Below are 20,293 nucleotides of genomic sequence, written 5' to 3'. Positions count from 1 at the left end.
CTTCGTCGCTACGACCCCAACGGCACGTTTCCCCTCCATTATTGGCAATCTAAAAGAGTTGGCAACAATGGAGTCGGGAATCTGAAAGAAGTGCTAATTATTGATTGACCAGCCGGGACCAACCACTGGGTAAGCCTTACCCAACTCGGCTTCAATCGCGGCGTGCTGCGCTGCTTTCTTCTCTTTTTCCTGCAAATATCCCACTAAGCTAACCTGATAACGACGGATGTTTTCGACGTAGTTATAGGCTTCGTGACCGCGAGCATAGCCATAAGTGGTGCTTGGGTAGTAGCGCTTTTGGCTCAACATCGGTAGCCGCATTTTTACGTCAACCCAACTGTCCGGATTGCCATTCTGGTTTTTGGTCAACTTGCGGGCATCGAGCATATGACCGTAGCCCAGATTATATGCCGCCAGTGCGAACCAGATTCGTTCATCTTCGGGAATGGTATCTGGTACCTTTTGCATCAACCGCTGTAAGTAAACCGATCCGCCTCTAATGCTTTCCTCCGGATCAACCCGGTCTTTGACTCCCAAACCACTTGCGGTGGCTCGCGTGAGCATCATCAGGCCGCGCACGCCAGTTGGGGAAGTCGCTTGTGGATTCCAATGGGATTCCTGATAAGCGATGGCAGCCAGTAACCTCCAGTCGATTTCGCCAGCATGTTTTTCAAATAATGGCCGGAAAGAGGGCAGAACATTGTCGATAGCGGACAGGAATGTTTTCGTGTCGACATAATCAAAACTGCCGACATGACCCAGATATTTTTCCTCCAGGCGCGCCAAACTGCCGTCTTCTACCATCTCACTGTAGAAATCAAGCATCGCCGCATACAGGCTGTCATCATGGCTCTGTTGGAAATACCAGGTCACCGGCTCTTCATCCGTGACATCAAAAGCGACTGCCAATTGTGGATGGATACGTTGTAGCAGAGCAATGGTGACAGAATCGCCAAGGGTATAATCGAGCTTGCCATCAGCGACCTGCTCCAATAACTCTTTTCCTGAGCGATCGACAGACGACCCCCAGTTAAGATCCGGATATTTCGTCTGTTTAAGCTGTTTCAATGTGGTCATATGGGCCGAGCCGGAGGCCACAATCAGCTGCCCTTTCAGATCACTGAATGACTTTGGCCGGGGAGAACCCAAGCGGTAGACTAATTGTTGCGACACGGAATAATAGGCAGGGCCGGTGCGCGCCCGCTTAAGACGCTCACTATTATAAATCAGCCCAGCAGCAATCATGTCTGCATCATCACTATCTAAAGTATCAAACAGATCGTTGATATTATGATGAGGGGTCATCACCAACTTAACCCCCAGATAGTCAGCAAAACGTTTTGCCAGCTCATAGTCGAAACCGGAAGGGCCATCCTTTCCGGTCGAGTAGATAAGCGGTGAACTTATTGTGCTAACTCGCAGTTCACCACGGGCTTTTATACGGTCCAGTTGCCCCTCTTGGCCGTTGCGCCAGGGAATATTGGGCCACAGCGCGAGAGCCAGAAGTAAGGCGACTACACCGATAACAAAGTAGTTTAATTTTATGCGCGTCAAATAGTTATCTCTCGGCAGCGCTCTTTATATGTGTGTCGTGAAACTGAAATCGACATGGTTAAATCCCCAGTGGAGTGGCATTTTGCGCAACAAATCGTCACTGTGCAACTTTATTGCGAGCTTATTTATTCGGTGTTCATCTTTTAAAGATAACGACACTTTCTGACGCAATTATTAATAATAGCTACGCAAACGGTTTCGTCGGCGGCTCAGATTCACTATAATGGCGCGCGTTTTCCCCTGTTTTGCGCCAATGAGTGCTGCGCCCAATGAAGTGCTGTTCCAGTCGCTTCGAAGAGAGAGAAACTTAGATTATGGAAATACTGCGTGGTTCGCCCGCTTTGTCGGCTTTTCGAATTACCAAACTGCTGTCCCGTTGCCAGGATGCTCATCTGCCAGTAGATGATATCTATGCAGAATATGTTCACTTTGCCGATGTTAGCGCCCCATTGAGTGCTGACGAACATGCCAGACTCCAGCGGCTGCTACAGTATGGGCCATCTCTCCCCGAACATGCGCCAGAAGGGCGTTTACTCTTGGTTACCCCAAGGCCGGGCACTATTTCTCCGTGGTCTTCCAAAGCAACAGATATCGCCCACAATTGTGCATTGCCACAGGTGCTGCGTCTGGAGCGCGGTCTGGCTTTCTATATACAAGGCCCGAACCTGACTGAAACCCAATGGCAACAATTGTCGGCACTGCTGCATGACCGCATGATGGAAACGGTCTTTACTGATTTGCAGCAAGCTGAGCAACTGTTCTCTCACCACCAGCCAGCCCCAGTGCAACGGGTGGATATTCTGGCGCAGGGCCGCAGTGCACTGGAGCAGGCCAATATTAAATTAGGTCTGGCACTGGCTCCGGATGAAATTGATTATCTGTTGGCCGCCTTTACCGGCCTTGGGCGTAACCCGACAGATATCGAGCTGTATATGTTTGCTCAGGCCAATTCTGAGCATTGCCGCCATAAGATTTTTAATGCGGATTGGAAAATTGATGGTGTTGACCAGCCTAAGTCGCTGTTTAAGATGATCAAAAACACCTTTGAACACACACCGGATTACGTCTTATCTGCCTATAAAGACAATGCCGCGGTGATGGAAGGTTCTCAGGTTGGGCGCTTCTTTGCTGCGCCAGAGAATGGCGTTTATGGCTACCATCAGGAAGAGGCGCATATTCTGATGAAAGTGGAAACCCACAACCACCCGACGGCTATATCGCCGTGGCCAGGCGCGGCTACCGGTTCAGGTGGCGAGATCCGTGATGAAGGTGCCACCGGGCGCGGTGCTAAACCGAAAGCCGGTTTGGTGGGGTTCTCGGTATCTAACTTGCGTATCCCCGGTTTTGAACAGCCGTGGGAAGAGAATTTCGGTAAGCCAGATCGCATTGTTACCGCATTGGATATCATGACCGAAGGCCCATTGGGTGGCGCGGCATTTAACAATGAATTTGGCCGTCCGGCACTGCTGGGTTATTTCCGTACCTATGAAGAGCGCGTGAACAGCCATAACGGCACTGAGTTACGTGGTTACCATAAGCCGATTATGTTGGCGGGCGGGATTGGCAATATCCGCGCGGGTCATGTGCAAAAAGGCGAAATTACCGTCGGTGCCAAGCTAGTGGTGCTCGGTGGGCCATCGATGAACATCGGTTTGGGGGGGGGGGCTGCTTCTTCCATGACATCTGGCCAATCTGATGCAGATCTGGATTTTGCTTCGGTACAGCGTGATAACCCGGAAATGGAGCGCCGCTGTCAGGAAGTGATTGATCGCTGCTGGCAGTTGGGTGACCACAACCCCATCCTGTTTATTCATGATGTCGGTGCTGGCGGTTTGTCCAACGCCATGCCGGAGTTGGTGAGCGATGGTGGCCGTGGTGGTCGCTTTGAACTGCGCGATATCCTCAATGACGAACCGGGTATGAGTCCGTTGGAAGTGTGGTGTAACGAATCCCAGGAGCGCTATGTTCTGGCCGTTGCTCCTGCGCAAATGGCACAATTTGCAGAAATTTGCCGCCGTGAACGTGCACCCTATGCTGTTATCGGTGAAGCCACCGAAGAAAAACATCTGACCCTGAATGACCGCCATTTCGACAATCAGCCGATTGATATGCCGCTGGATGTGCTGTTGGGTAAAACACCGAAAATGCTGCGTGATGTCACCCGCCTACAGGCGAAAGGTGAGGCATTGCAACGGGCTGAAATCAGCATTGCTGATGCAGTGAAACGTGTAATGCATTTGCCAACAGTTGCCGAGAAAACCTTCTTGATAACCATTGGTGACCGCACTGTAACCGGTATGGTCACCCGTGATCAGATGGTTGGCCCATGGCAGATTCCGGTAGCTGACTGCGCGGTAACCAGCGCCAGTCTGGACAGTTATTATGGCGAAGCCATGTCACTGGGCGAACGTGCGCCAGTGGCCTTGCTGGATTTCGCCGCTTCAGCCCGTTTGGCGGTTGGCGAAGCATTGACCAATATCGCCGCGACCCAAATTGGCGAACTTAAGCGCATTAAACTGTCGGCTAACTGGATGTCCGCAGCGGGCCACCCCGGTGAAGATGCCGGTTTGTATGACGCGGTACGTGCGGTGGGCGAGGAGTTATGTCCGGCGCTGGAGATTACCATTCCGGTGGGCAAAGACTCTATGTCGATGAAAACCCGCTGGCAGGAAGGGGAGGAACAGCGCGAAATGACCTCGCCGCTGTCCTTGGTAATTACGGCTTTCGCGCGTATCGAAGATGTTCGCCACACAGTGACCCCACAGCTGCGCACCGATAAAGGTGATAATGCGCTGCTGCTGATTGATTTGGGCGCGGGTCACAATGCGCTGGGGGCGACGGCGTTGACTCAGGTTTATCGCCAGTTAGGGGACAAACCGGCAGATGTGCGCGATGTGCAACAGCTGGCGGGTTTCTTCAACGCGATGCAGCATTTAGTCGCTGATCAAGCCTTGTTGGCCTATCACGACCGCTCTGACGGCGGCCTGTTAGTGACACTGGCTGAAATGGCTTTTGCTGGCCATTGTGGCGTGCAAGTGGATATTCAATCCCTGGGTGATGATGCGCTGGCTGCCTTGTTTAACGAGGAACTGGGGGCGGTGATTCAGGTGGGCGCTGAGCAGCGAGCCGCAGTGGAACAAATGCTGGCAGATCATGGTCTGGCGAATTGTGTCCACTATCTGGGCCGCGCTGTTGAGGGGGATGTCTTTGACATCCGCAGTGGCACTGATGTGGTTTACAGTGAAAAACGCAGCACCTTGCGCTTGTGGTGGGCTGAAACCACCTGGCAGATGCAGCGCCTGCGCGATAACCCGGATTGCGCCGATCAAGAGCATCAGGCGAAACAGGATGAACGTGATCCGGGCCTGAATGCGAAACTGACCTTTGACCCAGCAGAAGATATTGCCGCACCTTACATCATCAAGCAAGTGCGACCAAAAGTGGCAGTGCTACGTGAGCAAGGGGTTAACTCTCACGTGGAAATGGCAGCCGCTTTCCACCGCGCCGGTTTTGATGCGGTTGATGTGCATATGAGCGACTTGCTGGCAGGGCGCACTGATTTGCAATCCTTCCAAACGTTGGTTGCTTGCGGCGGTTTCTCATACGGTGATGTGCTGGGTGCGGGCGAAGGTTGGGCGAAGTCTATTTTGTTCAATAATCGGGTGCGTGAAGAGTTTGAAGCTTTCTTCCATCGCCCTGAAACGCTGGCGTTGGGCGTTTGTAATGGCTGCCAGATGATGTCTAATCTGCGTGAATTGATCCCCGGCGCTGACCATTGGCCACGTTTTGTCCGCAATCTGTCAGACCGCTTTGAAGCGCGTTTCAGTCTGGTTGAAGTGGCAAACAGCCCATCACTGTTTATGCAGGATATGGCCGGTTCACGGATGCCAATTGCTGTTTCACATGGTGAAGGGCGAGTTGAAGTGCGTGATGCCGCGCATCTGGCGACACTGGAGCAAAACAATCTGGTGGCGCTGCGCTTTGTAAATAACTACGGTGTCGTGACCGAGCAGTACCCAGCTAACCCTAATGGGTCCGCTAATGGCATCACCGCAGTCACCAGTGCCAGTGGGCGGGCAACGGTAATGATGCCGCATCCTGAGCGGGTTTTCCGCACTGTCAGTAACTCATGGCACCCAGAAGAGTGGGGCGAAGATAGCCCATGGATGCGTATGTTCCGGAATGCGCGTAAGCAATTGGGATAAGTCAATTTGCTTTGAATATGACAGCAGGGGCATTGGATGATGCCCCTTTCTTTTATTAGGCTGTTTTCACTATTATTTAAATATGAGTGGAAACGTTTTCTTAGTTGATACTTTCTCATTATTATAAACTTCCACGACCAGATCATAGTTTCCGGCGATAATATTCTCCAGGTTCAGATCTATTCTTTGGGCGTTATGATTAATAAATCCGGACGTTTCATGTAATATGGTATTTTCATTGTTTGCTAAATAGATGTAATAACTAACAAATTCAGGTGAGCTAATAGTGAAAGAAACAGAGGATTTTTTATTTATTAACTGATGGTTATATTGAAAGTAGTTCACCTCAATTTGAGGTGCAGTGGCGCTTTCTTCATCATGAATATGATTTATTTTATCTATGCCATGTAGTCTAGGGTTTGGTGATACTAATAATGTATGTGTTACGGCATATATACTCTGGATATTGATAAAAAAAATCAGAGCTATTGTGGTAAGTATTTTATTTATTGTGGTCATATTAACCTCGGTATTTTTAAGTGTCGCGGGTTTATTATTTTTTGGCATTAAAAAGGTTATTTTTATTTTCTTGTTATAGGATTTTATTGCTACCCATGGTGACTCATATGTCGCAGTGATGAAATTACATAAATTATAACGTGGTGATAATTTCAACAGTATCACTGTGTGGTGTGGTTGATGGCGCTAAACATAATTAATTGCAAAATAAAATGACTAATTAATTGATTTTAAATGTTTTTATGGTTTTTGTCGGTAAATTGCGACAATGATGTTTTAATGTGTCTCAAAAAGGAGACATTTATAATATTGATTTATAAGTGTTTTATTTAAAAGAGAATCAGGTGTCGGGTAATAGCGACAAAAACGGATTAAATCACTCGGTTTGATTGGTGTAAGTAAGGTTTCAGAGAGGGGTTAAAATTAATTTTAGCTTAATATCAATTAGTTATAATTTAATTCTAAAACATGGCACGCAAGGTGCATTACTACTATCAGTTGCTCATTCACCTCTTTATGATAGTCCCGCCGTATAGCGGAATATGCACTTCATAAGCCACCGAATGATGCCTAAGACTGGTGCCTATCGTCCACCCAAACCGATATTGTGTGAATGCACATTATCAAACATCGGACGACACGTTGAGTGAGGCGCCGCCTATGTCCTGCTGTGATGAGTAGTTCATCAATATTGGACATGTCTGGATGCTATTCGTCTCATCCTCCCGATGATTGCCTCGGCTTCATCAAACTGGAGACGATATTTAAGGGCATCCACATATTCTGCGACGGGGCAATTTATTGCCCCGTTGTCACATCTATATCCGTCATACTTCAAGCCGCATGTACGTTGGCCGTCTTCCTGTATTCGAATTATTTAGGGCATCATAGGGTCAAAGACAAGCTAAAGCCCCCGTTTCTACTGCAAATGACACTAAAAGCAGGTCTGATGATGATTCTGACAATAATGGACCAGCAACCTTAATTAAAAGCACTTTGCTCAACGCTAAGTGCTTTTTTTTTACTTCAATCAAACGGACAAGTTGCGGACATGCCCGCATAAATTGGGTCACAGGCATTGTAATCCTGATAGAGTCAGTTAGCATCACCACAGAATGATAGGTAATGAGATGATTTCGTTGAAAAGATGGCGTTTGTTCCCCCGTTCTTTACGTCAATTGGTGCTCATGGCATTTCTGTTGGTGCTGCTCCCTCTATTGGTGCTGGCATATCAGGCTTATCAAAGCCTTGACCATCTGAGCACCCAGGCGGCCGACATTAATCGCACCACGCTGGCAGATGCCCGGCGCAGTGAGGCCATGACCAGCGTGGCGCTCGAAATGGAGCGCAGTTATCGCCAGTATTGTGTATTAGATGATGCAACACTGGCAAAGCTCTATCAGCATCAGCGTAAACAGTATGCTCAAATGCTCGATGCCCATGCCGCCATCCTGCCCGATGCTCGCTATTATCAGACCCTGCGTGAATTGTTAACGCAACTTTCTGATATTAAATGTAAAAATAGTGGGCCAGAACAAAATGCTTCGGCGTTATTAGAGCAATTTTCGCGTTCGAATGCCGAAATGGTACAGGCCACCCGTGATGTGATTTTCTCCCGAGGACAGCAACTGCAAAAAGATATTGCCGAACGTGGGCAATTTTTTGGCTGGCAGTCCCTGTTACTGTTTTTAGTCAGCGTGTTGCTGGTGGTGTTATTCACACGCATGATTATCGGGCCGGTTAAAGGCATCGAGCGAATGATTAATCGGTTAGGAGAGGGGCGTCCACTGGGTAACACGGCCTTGTTTAAAGGGCCGCGAGAGTTACGCTCGCTGGCACAGCGCATTATCTGGCTCAGTGAACGTTTAGCTTGGCTTGAATCACAGCGCCATGAGTTTTTACGCCATATTTCCCATGAATTAAAAACGCCGCTGGCCAGTATGCGCGAAGGTACTGAATTGTTAGCAGATGAGGTTGCCGGCCCGCTGACTCAAGATCAAAAAGAAGTCGTGGCTATCCTGGATAACAGTAGCCGCCATTTACAATTATTAATTGAACAATTATTGGACTATAACCGTAAACTGGCTGATGGCCCCGGTGAGCTGGAAAATGTCGAATTGGTAGAAATGGTTGAAGATGTGATTTCAGCCCATAGCTTACCGGCGCGAGCCAAGATGATTCGTACCGAGACGGATCTGAAAGCGGATATTTGTTGGGCAGATCCGACACTATTGATGCGGGTATTAGATAATCTCTACTCCAATGCGGTGCACTATGGCGAGGAATCCGGTACCATTTGGGTGAGAAGCCGTCAGGTGAATAACCGCGTACAAATTGATATCGCCAATACCGGTGCTTCGATCCCGGAATCTGAAGAAACAATGATATTTGAGCCTTTTTTCCAGGGAAGTCATCAGCGAAAAGGGGCCGTCAAAGGCAGCGGGCTGGGGCTGAGTATTGCTCAGGACTGTATCAAACGTATGCAGGGCGACTTGCAATTGGTGTCCGTGGATTACGCCGCAGTCTGTTTCCGTGTTGAATTGCCATTAACCGCTGAGAATGAATAAATAATGTACAAATGGTCTATGAGCAGCGTTATTAAAAAGACCGTCTTTTTGTCATGTCCGACATCAACTACTACCAATAAGCTGGTGGGAAGGTCAGGCTCGGGTATTTTTTGGCCAGCTTTGTTGCTGGCCCCGCTATTACTCACGGGATGTACTGATAACCCGACAGCGGGTCGTTTCTCCCAAGCTGTTCAGATGGTGATACCAGAAACGAAAATCGTTGATTATCGGACCTTATCCTGTGATGTATTGTGGGATCTTGATGATAAAGAGACGCTGGAAAACTCCCTTTATTGGTTACGGGCGATGGATTGTGCTGAGCGCTTGGGTTCAACTCAAGCACGGGTATTAGCCAAAACATTACCGGTCGTGACGTGGTCAGCCGCCTTCAAACAGGGTATTTTGGTGAGCAGCGCTGAACCGTCGATTGCCGAGCGTCGTCAAGTCGTTGAGCGCTTGAACAGCTATAGCCAAAGTTTCCCCGGCGCGGTGCGGCCACTGATTCAACTATGGCGTGAGCAGCAAGTTCTGCGCATCTCTCTGGCAGAAGAGCGCACGCGTTATCAGCGCTTGCAAGAAGAGTCCGACGCGCAAATTGACCGCCTGAGAGAAAGTCAGGTTCGGTTGCAATATAATTTACTGGATACTACCCGTAAGCTGGAAAATCTGACAGATATCGAACGGCAGCTTTCATCACGTAAGCAAATGCAAAACGAGATCCCGGAAACCGATGCTGACAGCAAAGCCGCTGCGGCCCTCAAGCCAGCAGAAACCAAGCCAGTTGAGGCTAAACCTCAGCCTAAAGTCGAGCCGGTTAAACCGGTTGAAACCAAGCCTGCGGATGTTAAACCTATAGAAACCAAACCTGCTGAAGCTAAACCGGCGGAAAACAAACCTGCCGCATCCACCAGCCCGGTTGAAAGTAAACCAACCGAGCCGCCAGCAGACAGCAAACCCGCACCACAACCGGTAGAAAAGCCGGCTGATACTTATGCCGCACCAGTCGTACCACCAACTGACGTGCCACCAGCGACAAATAAGGAATCACATGACGCCACGCAAACCGGCCAATCTACTGCTGGTTGACGACGACCCTAGCTTACTGAAATTGCTGGGAATGCGTTTAACCAGTGAAGGTTTTAATGTCACCACCGCGGAAAGCGGGCAGGAAGCATTGCGTCTGTTGATGCGCGATAAAATTGATTTGGTTATCAGTGACTTGCGTATGGATGAAATGGATGGTATGGCGTTGTTTGCTGAAATACAAAAGCATCAACCGGGTATGCCAGTGATTATCCTGACCGCACATGGCTCGATCCCTGATGCCGTGGCCGCGACCCAACAAGGGGTGTTTAGTTTTCTGACTAAACCGGTTGATCGCGATGCCTTATATAAAGCAATTGATGCAGCATTAGAGCTTTCTATTCCTGCCGGTGATGATACCTGGCGTGAAGAGATAGTGACTCGCAGCCCGGTGATGTTGCGCTTGCTGGAGCAGGCCAAAATGGTGGCGCAATCGGATGTCAGCGTGTTGATTAACGGCCAAAGTGGTACCGGTAAAGAGGTGTTGGCACAAGCCATTCATGCCGCCAGCCCGCGGGCGAAAAAAGCTTTCATCGCAATCAACTGCGGTGCCTTGCCTGAACAGTTACTGGAATCAGAACTATTTGGTCATGCCAAAGGGGCATTTACCGGCGCAGTCAGTAGCCGCGAAGGGCTATTTCAGGCGGCCGAAGGCGGGACACTGTTCTTAGACGAAATCGGTGATATGCCGCTGTCTTTGCAGGTGAAACTACTGCGAGTATTGCAGGAGCGTAAAGTACGCCCTTTGGGCAGTAACCGTGATTTGAGTATCGACGTGCGGATCATTTCAGCGACTCACCGTGATCTGCCCAAGGCGATGGCAAAAAATGAATTTCGCGAAGATCTCTACTATCGTTTGAATGTGGTGAATCTCAAGATCCCCGCATTGCATGAGCGTTCAGAAGATATTCCGCTGCTGGCTAACCATCTGTTACGTGAATCAGCCAAACGCCATAAGCCATTTGTCCGCAGTTTCTCAACCGATGCCATGAAACGGCTGATGACGGCCAGTTGGCCAGGTAACGTGCGGCAGTTGGTGAACGTGATTGAGCAATGTGTGGCATTAACCTCTGCACCTGTTATCAGTGAAGCACTGGTTGAGCAGGCGTTGGAAGGTGAAAATACCGCGTTACCGACCTTTGTCGAGGCGCGTAATCAATTCGAATTGAATTATTTGCGTAAACTGCTACAAATCACCAAAGGCAATGTGACTCAGGCAGCAAGGATGGCGGGGCGTAACCGTACCGAATTTTACAAGTTACTGTCACGTCATGAGCTAGATGCCAATGATTTTAAAGAATAATCACTATTATTTGTTAGCAGCGATTATTCCCTGACCCAGCTTAAATAGAGTTTAAATACGATGAGCAGATCACTTTCTATTGCATTAGCCCAGTTAAATTGGCTGGTCGGCGATATTGAAGGCAACACTGAACGTATGTTGCAGACCTTACATGAGCAGCAGAAGGCTGGAGCCGACCTGGTGATGTTCTCCGAGCTGGCTTTGTCCGGTTATCCGCCAGAAGATCTGCTGTACCGTGATGATTTCTACCAACGCTGTGAAGCGCAGTTGGATCGTTTGCAGGCGGCAACGCAGCAAACCGCCGTGTTGGTGGGGCATCCATGGCGTGAAGAGGGTAACCTGTATAACGCGTTATCCCTGTTTGCGGACGGTAAGTTGCTGGGGCGTTATTTCAAACAGCAATTACCCAACTACGGCGTATTTGATGAGAAACGCTATTTCTCTGCCGGTCATGATACCTGTGTGGTGGAGTTAAAAGGTTACCGCTTGGGTCTGCTTATCTGTGAAGATTTATGGTTCGATGGCCCGGTTGATGCAGTTAAAGCTGCGGGGGCTGAAATTGTATTGTCGATCAATGCCTCGCCGTATAACCGGGAAAAACCCTATATTCGCAAAACGCTAATGGCGGCGCATTGCCAGCGTACCGGCTTGCCATTGGTGTATCTCAACCAAATTGGTGGTCAGGATGAGCTGATTTTTGATGGCTGTTCCAAAGTATTCGATGCTGCCGGTAATATGACCCACCGTCTGGCGGCATTTGCTGAGCAAACCACCTTATTGCAGTTCAATGAGTGTGAAGTGGTGCCGATGATGGCACCTGCCGCTGAGTTGCCGCCATTGGCGCAGGTCTATGAGGCCTTGGTTTTGGCGGTGCGTGATTACGTCACTAAAAATGGTTTCAATGGCGCGGTTCTTGGCCTGTCGGGCGGGATTGACTCAGCGCTGACACTGGCAATCGCCGTGGATGCTTTGGGTAAAGATAAGGTTCAGGCATTGATGATGCCGTTCCGTTATACCGCAGATATCAGTATCGCTGATGCCAAAGAAGAAGCTGAAATTTTAGGTATCGAATTTGATGTGCTCTCCATCGAACCGATGTTTGATGCCTTTATGGGCCAATTGTCACCGATGTTTGCTGGTACCGCACGCGATACCACTGAAGAAAATCTTCAGGCGCGTTGCCGTGGTGTGGTGTTGATGGCGTTGTCGAACAAACGCCGTAGCATTGTATTAACCACCGGGAACAAAAGCGAAATGGCTGTCGGCTACGCCACACTGTACGGTGATATGGCGGGCGGTTTTGATGTTTTGAAAGATGTGCCTAAGACGTTGGTATTTAAATTATCCGAATATCGTAACACCGTTTCATATGTTATCCCGCAGCGGGTGATTACTCGTCCGCCGTCGGCAGAGCTGGCACCTGATCAGAAAGATGAGGATAGCCTGCCACCTTATGATATTTTGGACGCCATTCTCGAAGGGTATGTCGAGCAAGATAAGTCAGTCGCCGATTTGGTTGCTGAAGGTTTTGATGAAACTATTGTGCGTAAGGTCATCCGCCTGGTAGATATCAACGAATATAAACGGCGTCAGTCTGCTGTCGGGCCGCGAATCACCGCCCGCAATTTTGGTAAAGATAGACGCTATCCGATTACATCAGGCTTTGGCCGCAAGAATTGGTAAAACAGGGATTCACCATGAAAAAAATTGACGCGATTATTAAGCCATTCAAACTCGATGATGTCCGTGAGGCACTAGCTGAAGTTGGTATCACCGGGATGACGGTAACAGAAGTAAAAGGTTTTGGCCGCCAGAAAGGGCATACCGAACTGTACCGTGGTGCTGAGTATATGGTGGATTTCCTGCCAAAAGTAAAAATCGAAATTGTTGTTGCTGACGATATTGTGGATACCTGCGTAGAAGCGATTATGCAAACTGCTCAGACCGGTAAAATCGGCGATGGTAAAATCTTTGTCTTTGATGTCTCCCGCGTAGTTCGTATCCGTACCGGTGAGCAGGACGAAGAAGCGATTTAAATTCTGTATATTTAAGTCATCAATAAAAAGCCCGTTTCGTTTCCACGAACGGGCTTTTTTACACCTAAATACCCTTAAACCCGAAGTAATTGGAGTTGCAGGTAGGCAGCAAGTGAACAAATCCCGATGAGCTTACTCAAGTAAGTGATTCGGGTGAGTGAGCGTAGCTAACAACCCTGCAACCTTCAAGTACAACGGATTTATGCCGGGACAAATAACCCCAGCCAATAGAACAGATTCAGCACAATACCGGCGATAATCACTGCAACCACAGGTGCGGCAATCTTCATTACCGGGCGGCCAATAGCCTCGTTGAGGAAATAGAGTGCGGTAGTGATAGTAAAACCGGTGTAACCGGCCATTTTGATTGACGCGAAAATAGCCCCGATTAACAGCGCATATTCCATCAGTAAATTCATAGCATTACGAATATTGTCGGAAGCATTTCGCACCGACGGGAAGCGGCCCAGCCACTTGCCGATTGAGCGCAGCATCAATACTTCCAGCGATATTACTACCGCACCAATTATCCCTGCCAGCAATGGATTCGGTACCAGATAACCCACCACAAACACGAATGTGAAACCAGCTACGGCATAAACACCGGTTGCCAGCGCGGTGGTGGCAATTAACGGTACAAAACCGAGGCCACGCATAAACTCGGCCAATGATGCCTGATGGATTAATGCCAGCGATTCTTCCGGTGTGATGCCCGGAGCGTAAGCTTTTGCCAGGGTGTAAATCGACACTTCGCTACCGCCGAAGATCTTCATACTGGCTACCGCAGAAATTAACCCGCCGACAATCGCCAGCATCGGGAGATTTTTAATAATTCGCTGGGTTCGCTCTTCGAAAACAGAGTGCCCACCACCACCTCCCAGGTGGGTTTTGGCTCGTAAATCTTGTGCAATGGCAATACCAATAAGCAGAATCATACCGACGAAAATCTCAATGGATTCAGGAAATAAGCCGGTAAATCGAGTAATAATTAGGCGGGTTAGTAGCACGATAAAAGCAGAGACGACGGCAGTTTTCCAGCCAAATTGGTAGAAAATGGCGACCAATGGGAACAAGGCGAAGGCGGAAATTACTGGGCTGCTCAGCTCTCCTAGTGAGCCAATAAAGTTCACCGGCAATGAGGTCAAAGCGGTATTAACGGCCGGCAAGCTGGTCAGTGCTAAAATACCCCAAGCTGCACCTAGCGCGAAGGCCAGATAGCTATTAATTGCCAGTACACCAATGATGTCGGTCGGCAGAAATAGCAGCCAGGAGTTAAGTAAACCGGTTGAGAGTGTGAAAGAGATACCGACAGAGGCAATAAAGCCAACACTCAGACCAAAAGCGATACTGCCCGCCTCACGGCGACTCATATTTCCTTCAACCAATTGCGGCAGAATAGGGCGAATGCCGTCATGGAACACGGCGACACTGCGGTGAGAAAGCAGCGCGGTCATCCCGGTCAACAGGGCAACCACAACAATATGAATATAATCCACGGTGGTCCCCTTAGCGCAGCTGTGTAATCAGCAGCGGGATAGCATGCTCAATATGTTCAACCGATAGGCCAAACGCCACTTTACCCTCAGTGACAAATTTTTCTATTTGTTCTGGTTTGGCTTTGATTCCCGGCTTGGCAATTGTGGCACTTTTGTTATAACCAATAATCGCGATAGCCATTGATAATGCGGCTCCGGCCCCAGTGTTACAGGCACCAATATAATAATCCAACTGGCCTTCTTTCACTTTTACTGCGGCATCCATATCCGAAAGAATAAATATTTCAAAAGTATGAGGAGCCGTCTGCTCAATCATTTCACGAATTAATTCTCGTTGCAGCCCGGCAATGCCAATCTTCTTCATAATCACTTTCCTTGCGTGGCGAAAAATTTATTAGGATTGTGGCGCAACATCATTTCCACCTGAGCGGAGGAAATCCCTGCGGCCAGTAACATGGGAACAAATGAATCAACTAAATAGCTAAATCCACTACCGCCATTGGCTTTTAAATGTGAGCGGCGGGTTATATCCATAGAGAGCATGACTTTATCCAATAACCCACGTTCAGCGAGTGTGACTAACATCGCGATTCGACGTTCATCAGGGAAATAGCTATTTTTACCAATGGTATCGAATTGGACATATACACCCATATCGATCATTTTCATAATAAGATCGGGCTGTTCTTTCAGGTCACAATGGCCGATGACTACGTGCTCCAGCGCGACACCATGTTGCTTGAGCAGGGCGATTTGCTCCAACCCCATAGTGCTGAAACTGGTGTGGGTCGAAATGGGCAGGCCGGTGGCATGGTGAGCTAATGCTGCGGCATGAAAGACTTTGGTTTCGTCAGGGGTAATTATGCCCTCACTGGTGCCAATTTCGGCAATAACACCGGCTTTCAGTTCTGTGCCATCAATACCTATCTCTATTTCATCAATCATGGTTTGTGCCAATTGCTGAGCGCTACTCTCGCGCACCATTGGCGGGTAAAAACTGTCGGTATAATAGCCGGTTGAAGTGATAACATTGATGCCACTGTCACGCATCACATTCAATAAAAACTGCGGATTTCGGCCCATATATCGATTGGTCACTTCGACAATATTGGCCACCCCTTTACCCACTAACTCACGCATTTCGTCGCAGATGAGTTGATATTGATCCAACCGGCAGTCCAAATTATTTTTAAATCCGGATAAATCAATATGGAGATGTTCGTGCGCGTAGGTGTATCCATCGGGATTAATCATCGGGCAGGCTCCGAAGAAAGTCAGTGTGTAAGACTATCATGGGTATACATTAAATAAACTAACGTATTGGGCTGATGGCTTTTTTTATTGATTAACCCAGCCTATTGCCCTGGCTGTCATAGCAGCCAAGTATGCGGGGAGTACCACTTTGAATGCCATCTATCAATACGACATCACTGCGAGTTACAAATATCTGGGTGCGGAAACACATAATAACCGGACTACCAACTGGGAACTGGCCCGCCAGACGCAGACAATAATCGATACTGTCATTATCAATCGGTAATACTGAGGATTGGCTAAATTGGTTATCGTGCCAAATTAACGCATTTTGCAAATGACCACGGCGATAATAACCGCCGCCAAATACATAGCTATTATCAGCAAAATGATGGGAAATCTCGGACAGATATAGCATAGATATCTGTTCTGGCTGGTCGCCATGCTGATTGGCGGGCATGGTTCCGGTGAGGGCATGGCCTGGTTCGCTGTGTGTTATCCCTAATTGGGCCAACTGGGAGAGGGTGGTACAACTGGTTGCTGAGGGGGCATTTACCTGTTCAAGGGTGACATCTTCTGCTTGCAGGATATCCCGCGCGGTCAATAAAGTTTGCATGTTGGCTGTTGGCAAAGTTTGCCGCAACTGGGGGTCATACACCATACAAGGGAAATGCGTTATTCCAATCAATCGCACGCCTGGCATCTCCCGTAGAGCCGCAATGACAGCCGGTAAATGATTTAACTCGAACCCCGCTTCTTGCCCTGAATAGAGCAAATCTCCTGATTGGCAAACCTTCAACATTAAGGGTTGGATAATATGTTGGCGATGTGCCGTCTGTGATATTTCTAGTGCCTTTTCCAATGAGAAAACGGTTATGACTTCTGGTCGCTGACGAATTATTTCCGCCAGCATGCCAGAGGGGGGTTGTACCAGATGGCCAATATGAGCAACAGGAATGGCGTGGCGATAGAGTTGTCGAGCTTCTTTAAAATCCACCGCCACCATGCCGTGATAATGGGTGCTCTGATAACTGCAAGCCAGCAGCCGGCGACACAACTCCGGATTACGGCCAAATTGTTTGCTCATCAAATACAGTTTTACTTGGTGATGATGGGCAACTTGCAGTAGTAAACGGGCATTAGCTTCAGTTTGTTCCACATCGATGACATAGCTATCAGGATAAATCTTTCCCTGATGCCAGAATGAGATAGCCGCATCAATAAGTTTAGTGTTTTGTTTTAATAGGGTTTTTAAAAACATTTAATGTCCTGAACGCCCTGGGCATAATTATATTTGTTAAATTATTATTATTTTGAACATTTACAATAAAAAAGAACCCTGATGTTGTATTTTTGTGGCACTACCCCGACAAGTCTGCTTTAGCGCAACAGGGGCGTGTCACTGGAAAGGTATAGACCGTAAAGGTTCGCGAGTAAATATCCGATTTCATTTTCTGCCGGTTTTAATGAAAAATAGGCCAATAAATCCTGATTTATTTCCCGGATATAGTGAATTTCTTTGCTTTGAACAATTTCCGCTAATATTGCCGGGTTCAACGCAGCGATCTCTTCGCCGCGGCGGGTTCGCATTAATGCATTTGCCATATGAGTGATAGCCATTACCCCTTGCTCCCCATGTACCGGTAATTGCCAGAAATGTTCTAACCGGTTGATAACCTGGTCTAATCCTTGACCAATATCCTGATCGATAACCCCTGACTGACATAGAATATTAAGACGCGCATCAATACAAATCTTCAAAGAGTGGCCTCCCGAAAATAGCCTGGCTTGCTGCCAGATTAATATGATTAATAACGAGGTTCTATCTCGCCATTCTGTACTGCTCGCTGGTGGTTAAGCAGTAATGTCTCATTAATGCCTTTTTCCAGCAGCAATTTGATCGGATGATTATCGGGTCGGATAAGGATAACGGCTTGCGAAGCTTGAATATAGCGCTCATCGCCTTGCAGTTTTATTGCCTGCAAATTTTCATGAGGGACATTATCCGCCAGATTCCAAATAGCGGCATCAATATCACCACGATTTATATGTGCGATACAATCGCTATAAGGTAATTCAACTAATTCGATAGGTTGTCCGGAAAATTTAATCTCAGTGAGCAGACATTGATCGGGGGAGCGCGGATCTAACCCGACACGACGAATGTTATTTTGCTCACCACGGCGGCAAATAAGTTGGTGACCATCCACGTAAGAGCCATTTCCCAGATTCAGTGCCAGAGCGACTTTACCTTGATCCAGATAACTCTTAGCTGCCAGATGCGAAACCACCGCCATGTCGTAAATACCGTCTATCAGACATTCTATCCGCACTTCAGCGCCGCGCATATGGGCAAAATAAAGGGGAAGTAAGGTAAATTGCTCTCTTAAACCGCTGGCCAAACCTTCATAAAGCTTGGTGTAAGGTAGTGGCATGGCACACACCATATTACCCAGATCAGCCTGTTGCAGTAACAGCGGCATATTCAGATCAATCAACAAGGTGCCATTACGACCTCGGCGTTCAACGATGATAGCGCCATCCGCTTCCAGCACTTTTAATGCATGCTGTACCACGCCGACGGAGATACCGAAATCATCGGATAACTCATCGATGGTTTTAAGCCGATTCCCGGAGCGCTCACCAATTAAATAGCGCGCCATAGATACCAATGCCAACCCTTCTTTTTTTATGAATTTCTTACTCATGGTAGGTCAATTCAGCCTTAATTTACCCTGTGTTACCGGGCAATAAATAGTAAGGGATAATGTCAGCCACACTATTAATGTTCAGTTATATGAATATTTAGACATTCATCTGAATGCCTCATCGTGGCAATATTAAATTAGGATATATGAGATTTAAATCACGTTCTACCACATTTAAAAGCAATAAGTAGACGGTTTTTTTATAACGGATATGCAGGGGAGCGAGAATGGCATCCCCTGAGAAATGAAATAAAATTCAATAATTAAATGACTTTATGCGGGCCGAAGCACTCGTAGTGAATTCGCTCGGCAGCGACTCCTTGCGCTAATAATTGGCGGCCGACAAATTGCATAAAAGCTAACGGGCCGCAGAAGTAATAATGTCGGTTGGGATCGGCTGCCAGCCACTGATGTGAGCTGAGATCCATTAACCCTTTACTGTGATAATCCTTCCCATGATTATCTTGGGCGGTTGGCTCGCGATACCATACATGGCGGCTGAGATTGGGCATATTGTCTGAAATAGCGGCAACTTCGTCAGCAAAAGCATGAACTCGTCCATTTTCAGCGGCATGTAACCAATGTACTGGCGCGGGATGTTGCTGATTGTGCAAGGTGTTGAGCATACTCAACATCGGGGTTTGACCGACACCAGCCGAAATCAGCGCTACAGGGGTATCCGGCGTAATATCCAAGAAGAAATCACCACGTGGAGGGGCAATGCGTACACTGTCGCCCTCGTTCAATTCACGGTGCATATAATTAGAAACGGTCCCTTGATCTTCACGCTTCACCGCAATACGGTAGGTTTTGCCGTTTGGCGCGGCGGTCAGGGAGTATTGGCGGATTTCCTGATATTCAAGCCGTTCATCTTCAATATAGATACCCAGATATTGTCCTGGTTTGAAATCCAATACCCGGCCACCGTCTTCAGGTGCTAACACAAAACTACAAATAACCTCACTCTGCATCTCTTTTTTGATGATGCGGAAACGGCGCAAGGTTCGCCAGCCGCCATCACTATTTTCACTCTGTTGATAAATCTGACTTTCTCGCGCAATAAATACATCCGCCAACACACCGTAGGCTTTCGCCCAGGCATCTAACACTTCCTGACCAGGAGAGAACATTTCATCCAGCGTGCTTATCAGATGATGGCCGACGATAGGATAGTGTTCTGGTTGAATATTCAGACTAGCGTGTTTATGCGCGATCCGCTCTACTGCGGGCAGTAAAGCCGCCAGATTTTCAAGATTTGCTGCATAAGCACAAATGGCGTTGAACAGGGCTTCGCGTTGATCCCCATTAAACTGATTGCTCATGTTGAAAATGTGTTTCAGCTCAGGATTGTGCTCAAACATGCGGTCATAGAAATGTGCCGTTAGCTTGGGGCCAGTGGCGGCCAGTAACGGAATAGTGGATTTAACGGTGGCGATGGTTTGACTATCCAGCATGCGGTGCTCCTTAAATATTTATCCCTTTCGCCCTGACTGCAACGCCAATGACTTCAGGTGTTATTGTGTGTGATTCAATACATGTATTTTAAATGCATCTTATAGTTTGCAGCC

Annotated in this window: 16 protein-coding genes; 6 read left to right on the top strand and 10 right to left on the bottom strand. The window is 48.0% G+C overall.

Annotated features, from left to right (window positions below):
• Window positions 1-93: 93 nt before the first annotated feature.
• On the bottom strand, window positions 94-1,554 hold the full coding sequence (mltF, locus tag FGL26_RS10175; protein WP_005172712.1) for a membrane-bound lytic murein transglycosylase MltF: 1,461 nt from the start codon (window positions 1,552-1,554) through the stop codon (window positions 94-96).
• A gap of 314 nt (window positions 1,555-1,868) precedes the next feature.
• Between mltF and purL the strand changes: the two genes are divergently transcribed.
• Entirely contained in the window at window positions 1,869-5,759 is a 3,891-nt protein-coding gene (purL, locus tag FGL26_RS10170) for a phosphoribosylformylglycinamidine synthase (protein WP_005172708.1), read from the top strand.
• Between the two features lie 72 nt (window positions 5,760-5,831).
• Here the strand turns inward: purL and FGL26_RS10165 are convergent, their stop codons facing one another.
• Together FGL26_RS10165 and FGL26_RS10160 are read right to left on the bottom strand one after the other, a co-directional pair.
• Entirely contained in the window at window positions 5,832-6,434 is a 603-nt protein-coding gene (locus tag FGL26_RS10165) for a hypothetical protein (RefSeq protein ID WP_227746661.1), read from the bottom strand.
• A 737-nt stretch (window positions 6,435-7,171) separates the two neighbouring features.
• Window positions 7,172-7,357 (bottom strand): hypothetical protein, encoded by a 186-nt coding sequence (locus FGL26_RS10160; RefSeq protein WP_005172702.1) that lies wholly within the window; start codon window positions 7,355-7,357, stop codon window positions 7,172-7,174.
• Between the two features lie 51 nt (window positions 7,358-7,408).
• Here FGL26_RS10160 and FGL26_RS10155 point away from each other — a divergent pair, with 51 nt between their 5' ends.
• Genes FGL26_RS10155 through glnB form a run of 5 tightly spaced genes read left to right on the top strand, consistent with a single transcriptional unit; the run spans window position 7,409 to window position 13,267 of the window.
• Window positions 7,409-8,845 carry a sensor histidine kinase gene (locus tag FGL26_RS10155; RefSeq protein ID WP_005172700.1) on the top strand — a complete coding sequence of 479 codons (1,437 nt, stop codon included), beginning with the start codon at window positions 7,409-7,411 and terminating at the stop codon, window positions 8,843-8,845.
• 18 nt (window positions 8,846-8,863) lie between these two features.
• Complete coding sequence (gene qseG, locus FGL26_RS10150; protein ID WP_227746671.1) at window positions 8,864-9,931, top strand: two-component system QseEF-associated lipoprotein QseG; 1,068 nt, start codon at window positions 8,864-8,866, stop codon at window positions 9,929-9,931.
• Window positions 9,894-11,231, top strand: coding sequence for a two-component system response regulator GlrR (gene glrR, locus FGL26_RS10145; protein ID WP_005172694.1), 1,338 nt, complete (start codon window positions 9,894-9,896; stop codon window positions 11,229-11,231). Before qseG ends, glrR begins: the two co-directional genes overlap by 38 nt.
• Before the next feature lie 60 nt (window positions 11,232-11,291).
• Window positions 11,292-12,914, top strand: coding sequence for an NAD+ synthase (locus tag FGL26_RS10140; RefSeq protein WP_005172691.1), 1,623 nt, complete (start codon window positions 11,292-11,294; stop codon window positions 12,912-12,914).
• A 14-nt stretch (window positions 12,915-12,928) separates the two neighbouring features.
• Window positions 12,929-13,267, top strand: a complete 339-nt coding sequence (gene glnB, locus FGL26_RS10135) for a nitrogen regulatory protein P-II (protein ID WP_002231018.1) — start codon at window positions 12,929-12,931, stop codon at window positions 13,265-13,267.
• Window positions 13,268-13,467: 200 nt separating this feature from the next.
• Here glnB and FGL26_RS10130 read toward each other — a convergent pair whose 3' ends face one another.
• The 7 genes from FGL26_RS10130 to hmpA all read right to left on the bottom strand — a co-directional run bounded on the left by FGL26_RS10130 (window position 13,468) and on the right by hmpA (window position 20,179).
• Window positions 13,468-14,763 (bottom strand): YhfT family protein, encoded by a 1,296-nt coding sequence (locus FGL26_RS10130; protein ID WP_005159463.1) that lies wholly within the window; start codon window positions 14,761-14,763, stop codon window positions 13,468-13,470.
• A gap of 10 nt (window positions 14,764-14,773) precedes the next feature.
• Window positions 14,774-15,127, bottom strand: coding sequence for a DUF2620 domain-containing protein (locus FGL26_RS10125; RefSeq protein WP_005172684.1), 354 nt, complete (start codon window positions 15,125-15,127; stop codon window positions 14,774-14,776).
• 2 nt (window positions 15,128-15,129) lie between these two features.
• Window positions 15,130-16,017: a phosphotriesterase-related protein gene (locus tag FGL26_RS10120; protein ID WP_005172682.1), complete on the bottom strand. Its 888-nt coding sequence runs from the start codon at window positions 16,015-16,017 to the stop codon at window positions 15,130-15,132.
• Between the two features lie 91 nt (window positions 16,018-16,108).
• Window positions 16,109-17,278, bottom strand: a complete 1,170-nt coding sequence (locus FGL26_RS10115; protein ID WP_005172680.1) for a YhfX family PLP-dependent enzyme — start codon at window positions 17,276-17,278, stop codon at window positions 16,109-16,111.
• Window positions 17,279-17,397: 119 nt separating this feature from the next.
• Complete coding sequence (locus tag FGL26_RS10110; RefSeq protein ID WP_005172676.1) at window positions 17,398-17,778, bottom strand: PRD domain-containing protein; 381 nt, start codon at window positions 17,776-17,778, stop codon at window positions 17,398-17,400.
• A gap of 47 nt (window positions 17,779-17,825) precedes the next feature.
• The gene (gene yhfZ, locus FGL26_RS10105) at window positions 17,826-18,725 is read right to left on the bottom strand and encodes a GntR family transcriptional regulator YhfZ (protein WP_005172674.1); all 900 of its coding nucleotides are present in this window, start codon (window positions 18,723-18,725) and stop codon (window positions 17,826-17,828) included.
• A 263-nt stretch (window positions 18,726-18,988) separates the two neighbouring features.
• Window positions 18,989-20,179: an NO-inducible flavohemoprotein gene (hmpA, locus tag FGL26_RS10100; protein ID WP_005172672.1), complete on the bottom strand. Its 1,191-nt coding sequence runs from the start codon at window positions 20,177-20,179 to the stop codon at window positions 18,989-18,991.
• Window positions 20,180-20,293 lie beyond the last annotated feature (114 nt).

The sequence above is a fragment of the Yersinia enterocolitica subsp. enterocolitica genome (assembly GCF_901472495.1).
Classification (GTDB): Bacteria; Pseudomonadota; Gammaproteobacteria; order Enterobacterales; family Enterobacteriaceae; genus Yersinia; species Yersinia enterocolitica.
Note: the sequence above shows the minus strand (reverse complement) of the source record. Positions and strands in the feature narration are given on the sequence as shown.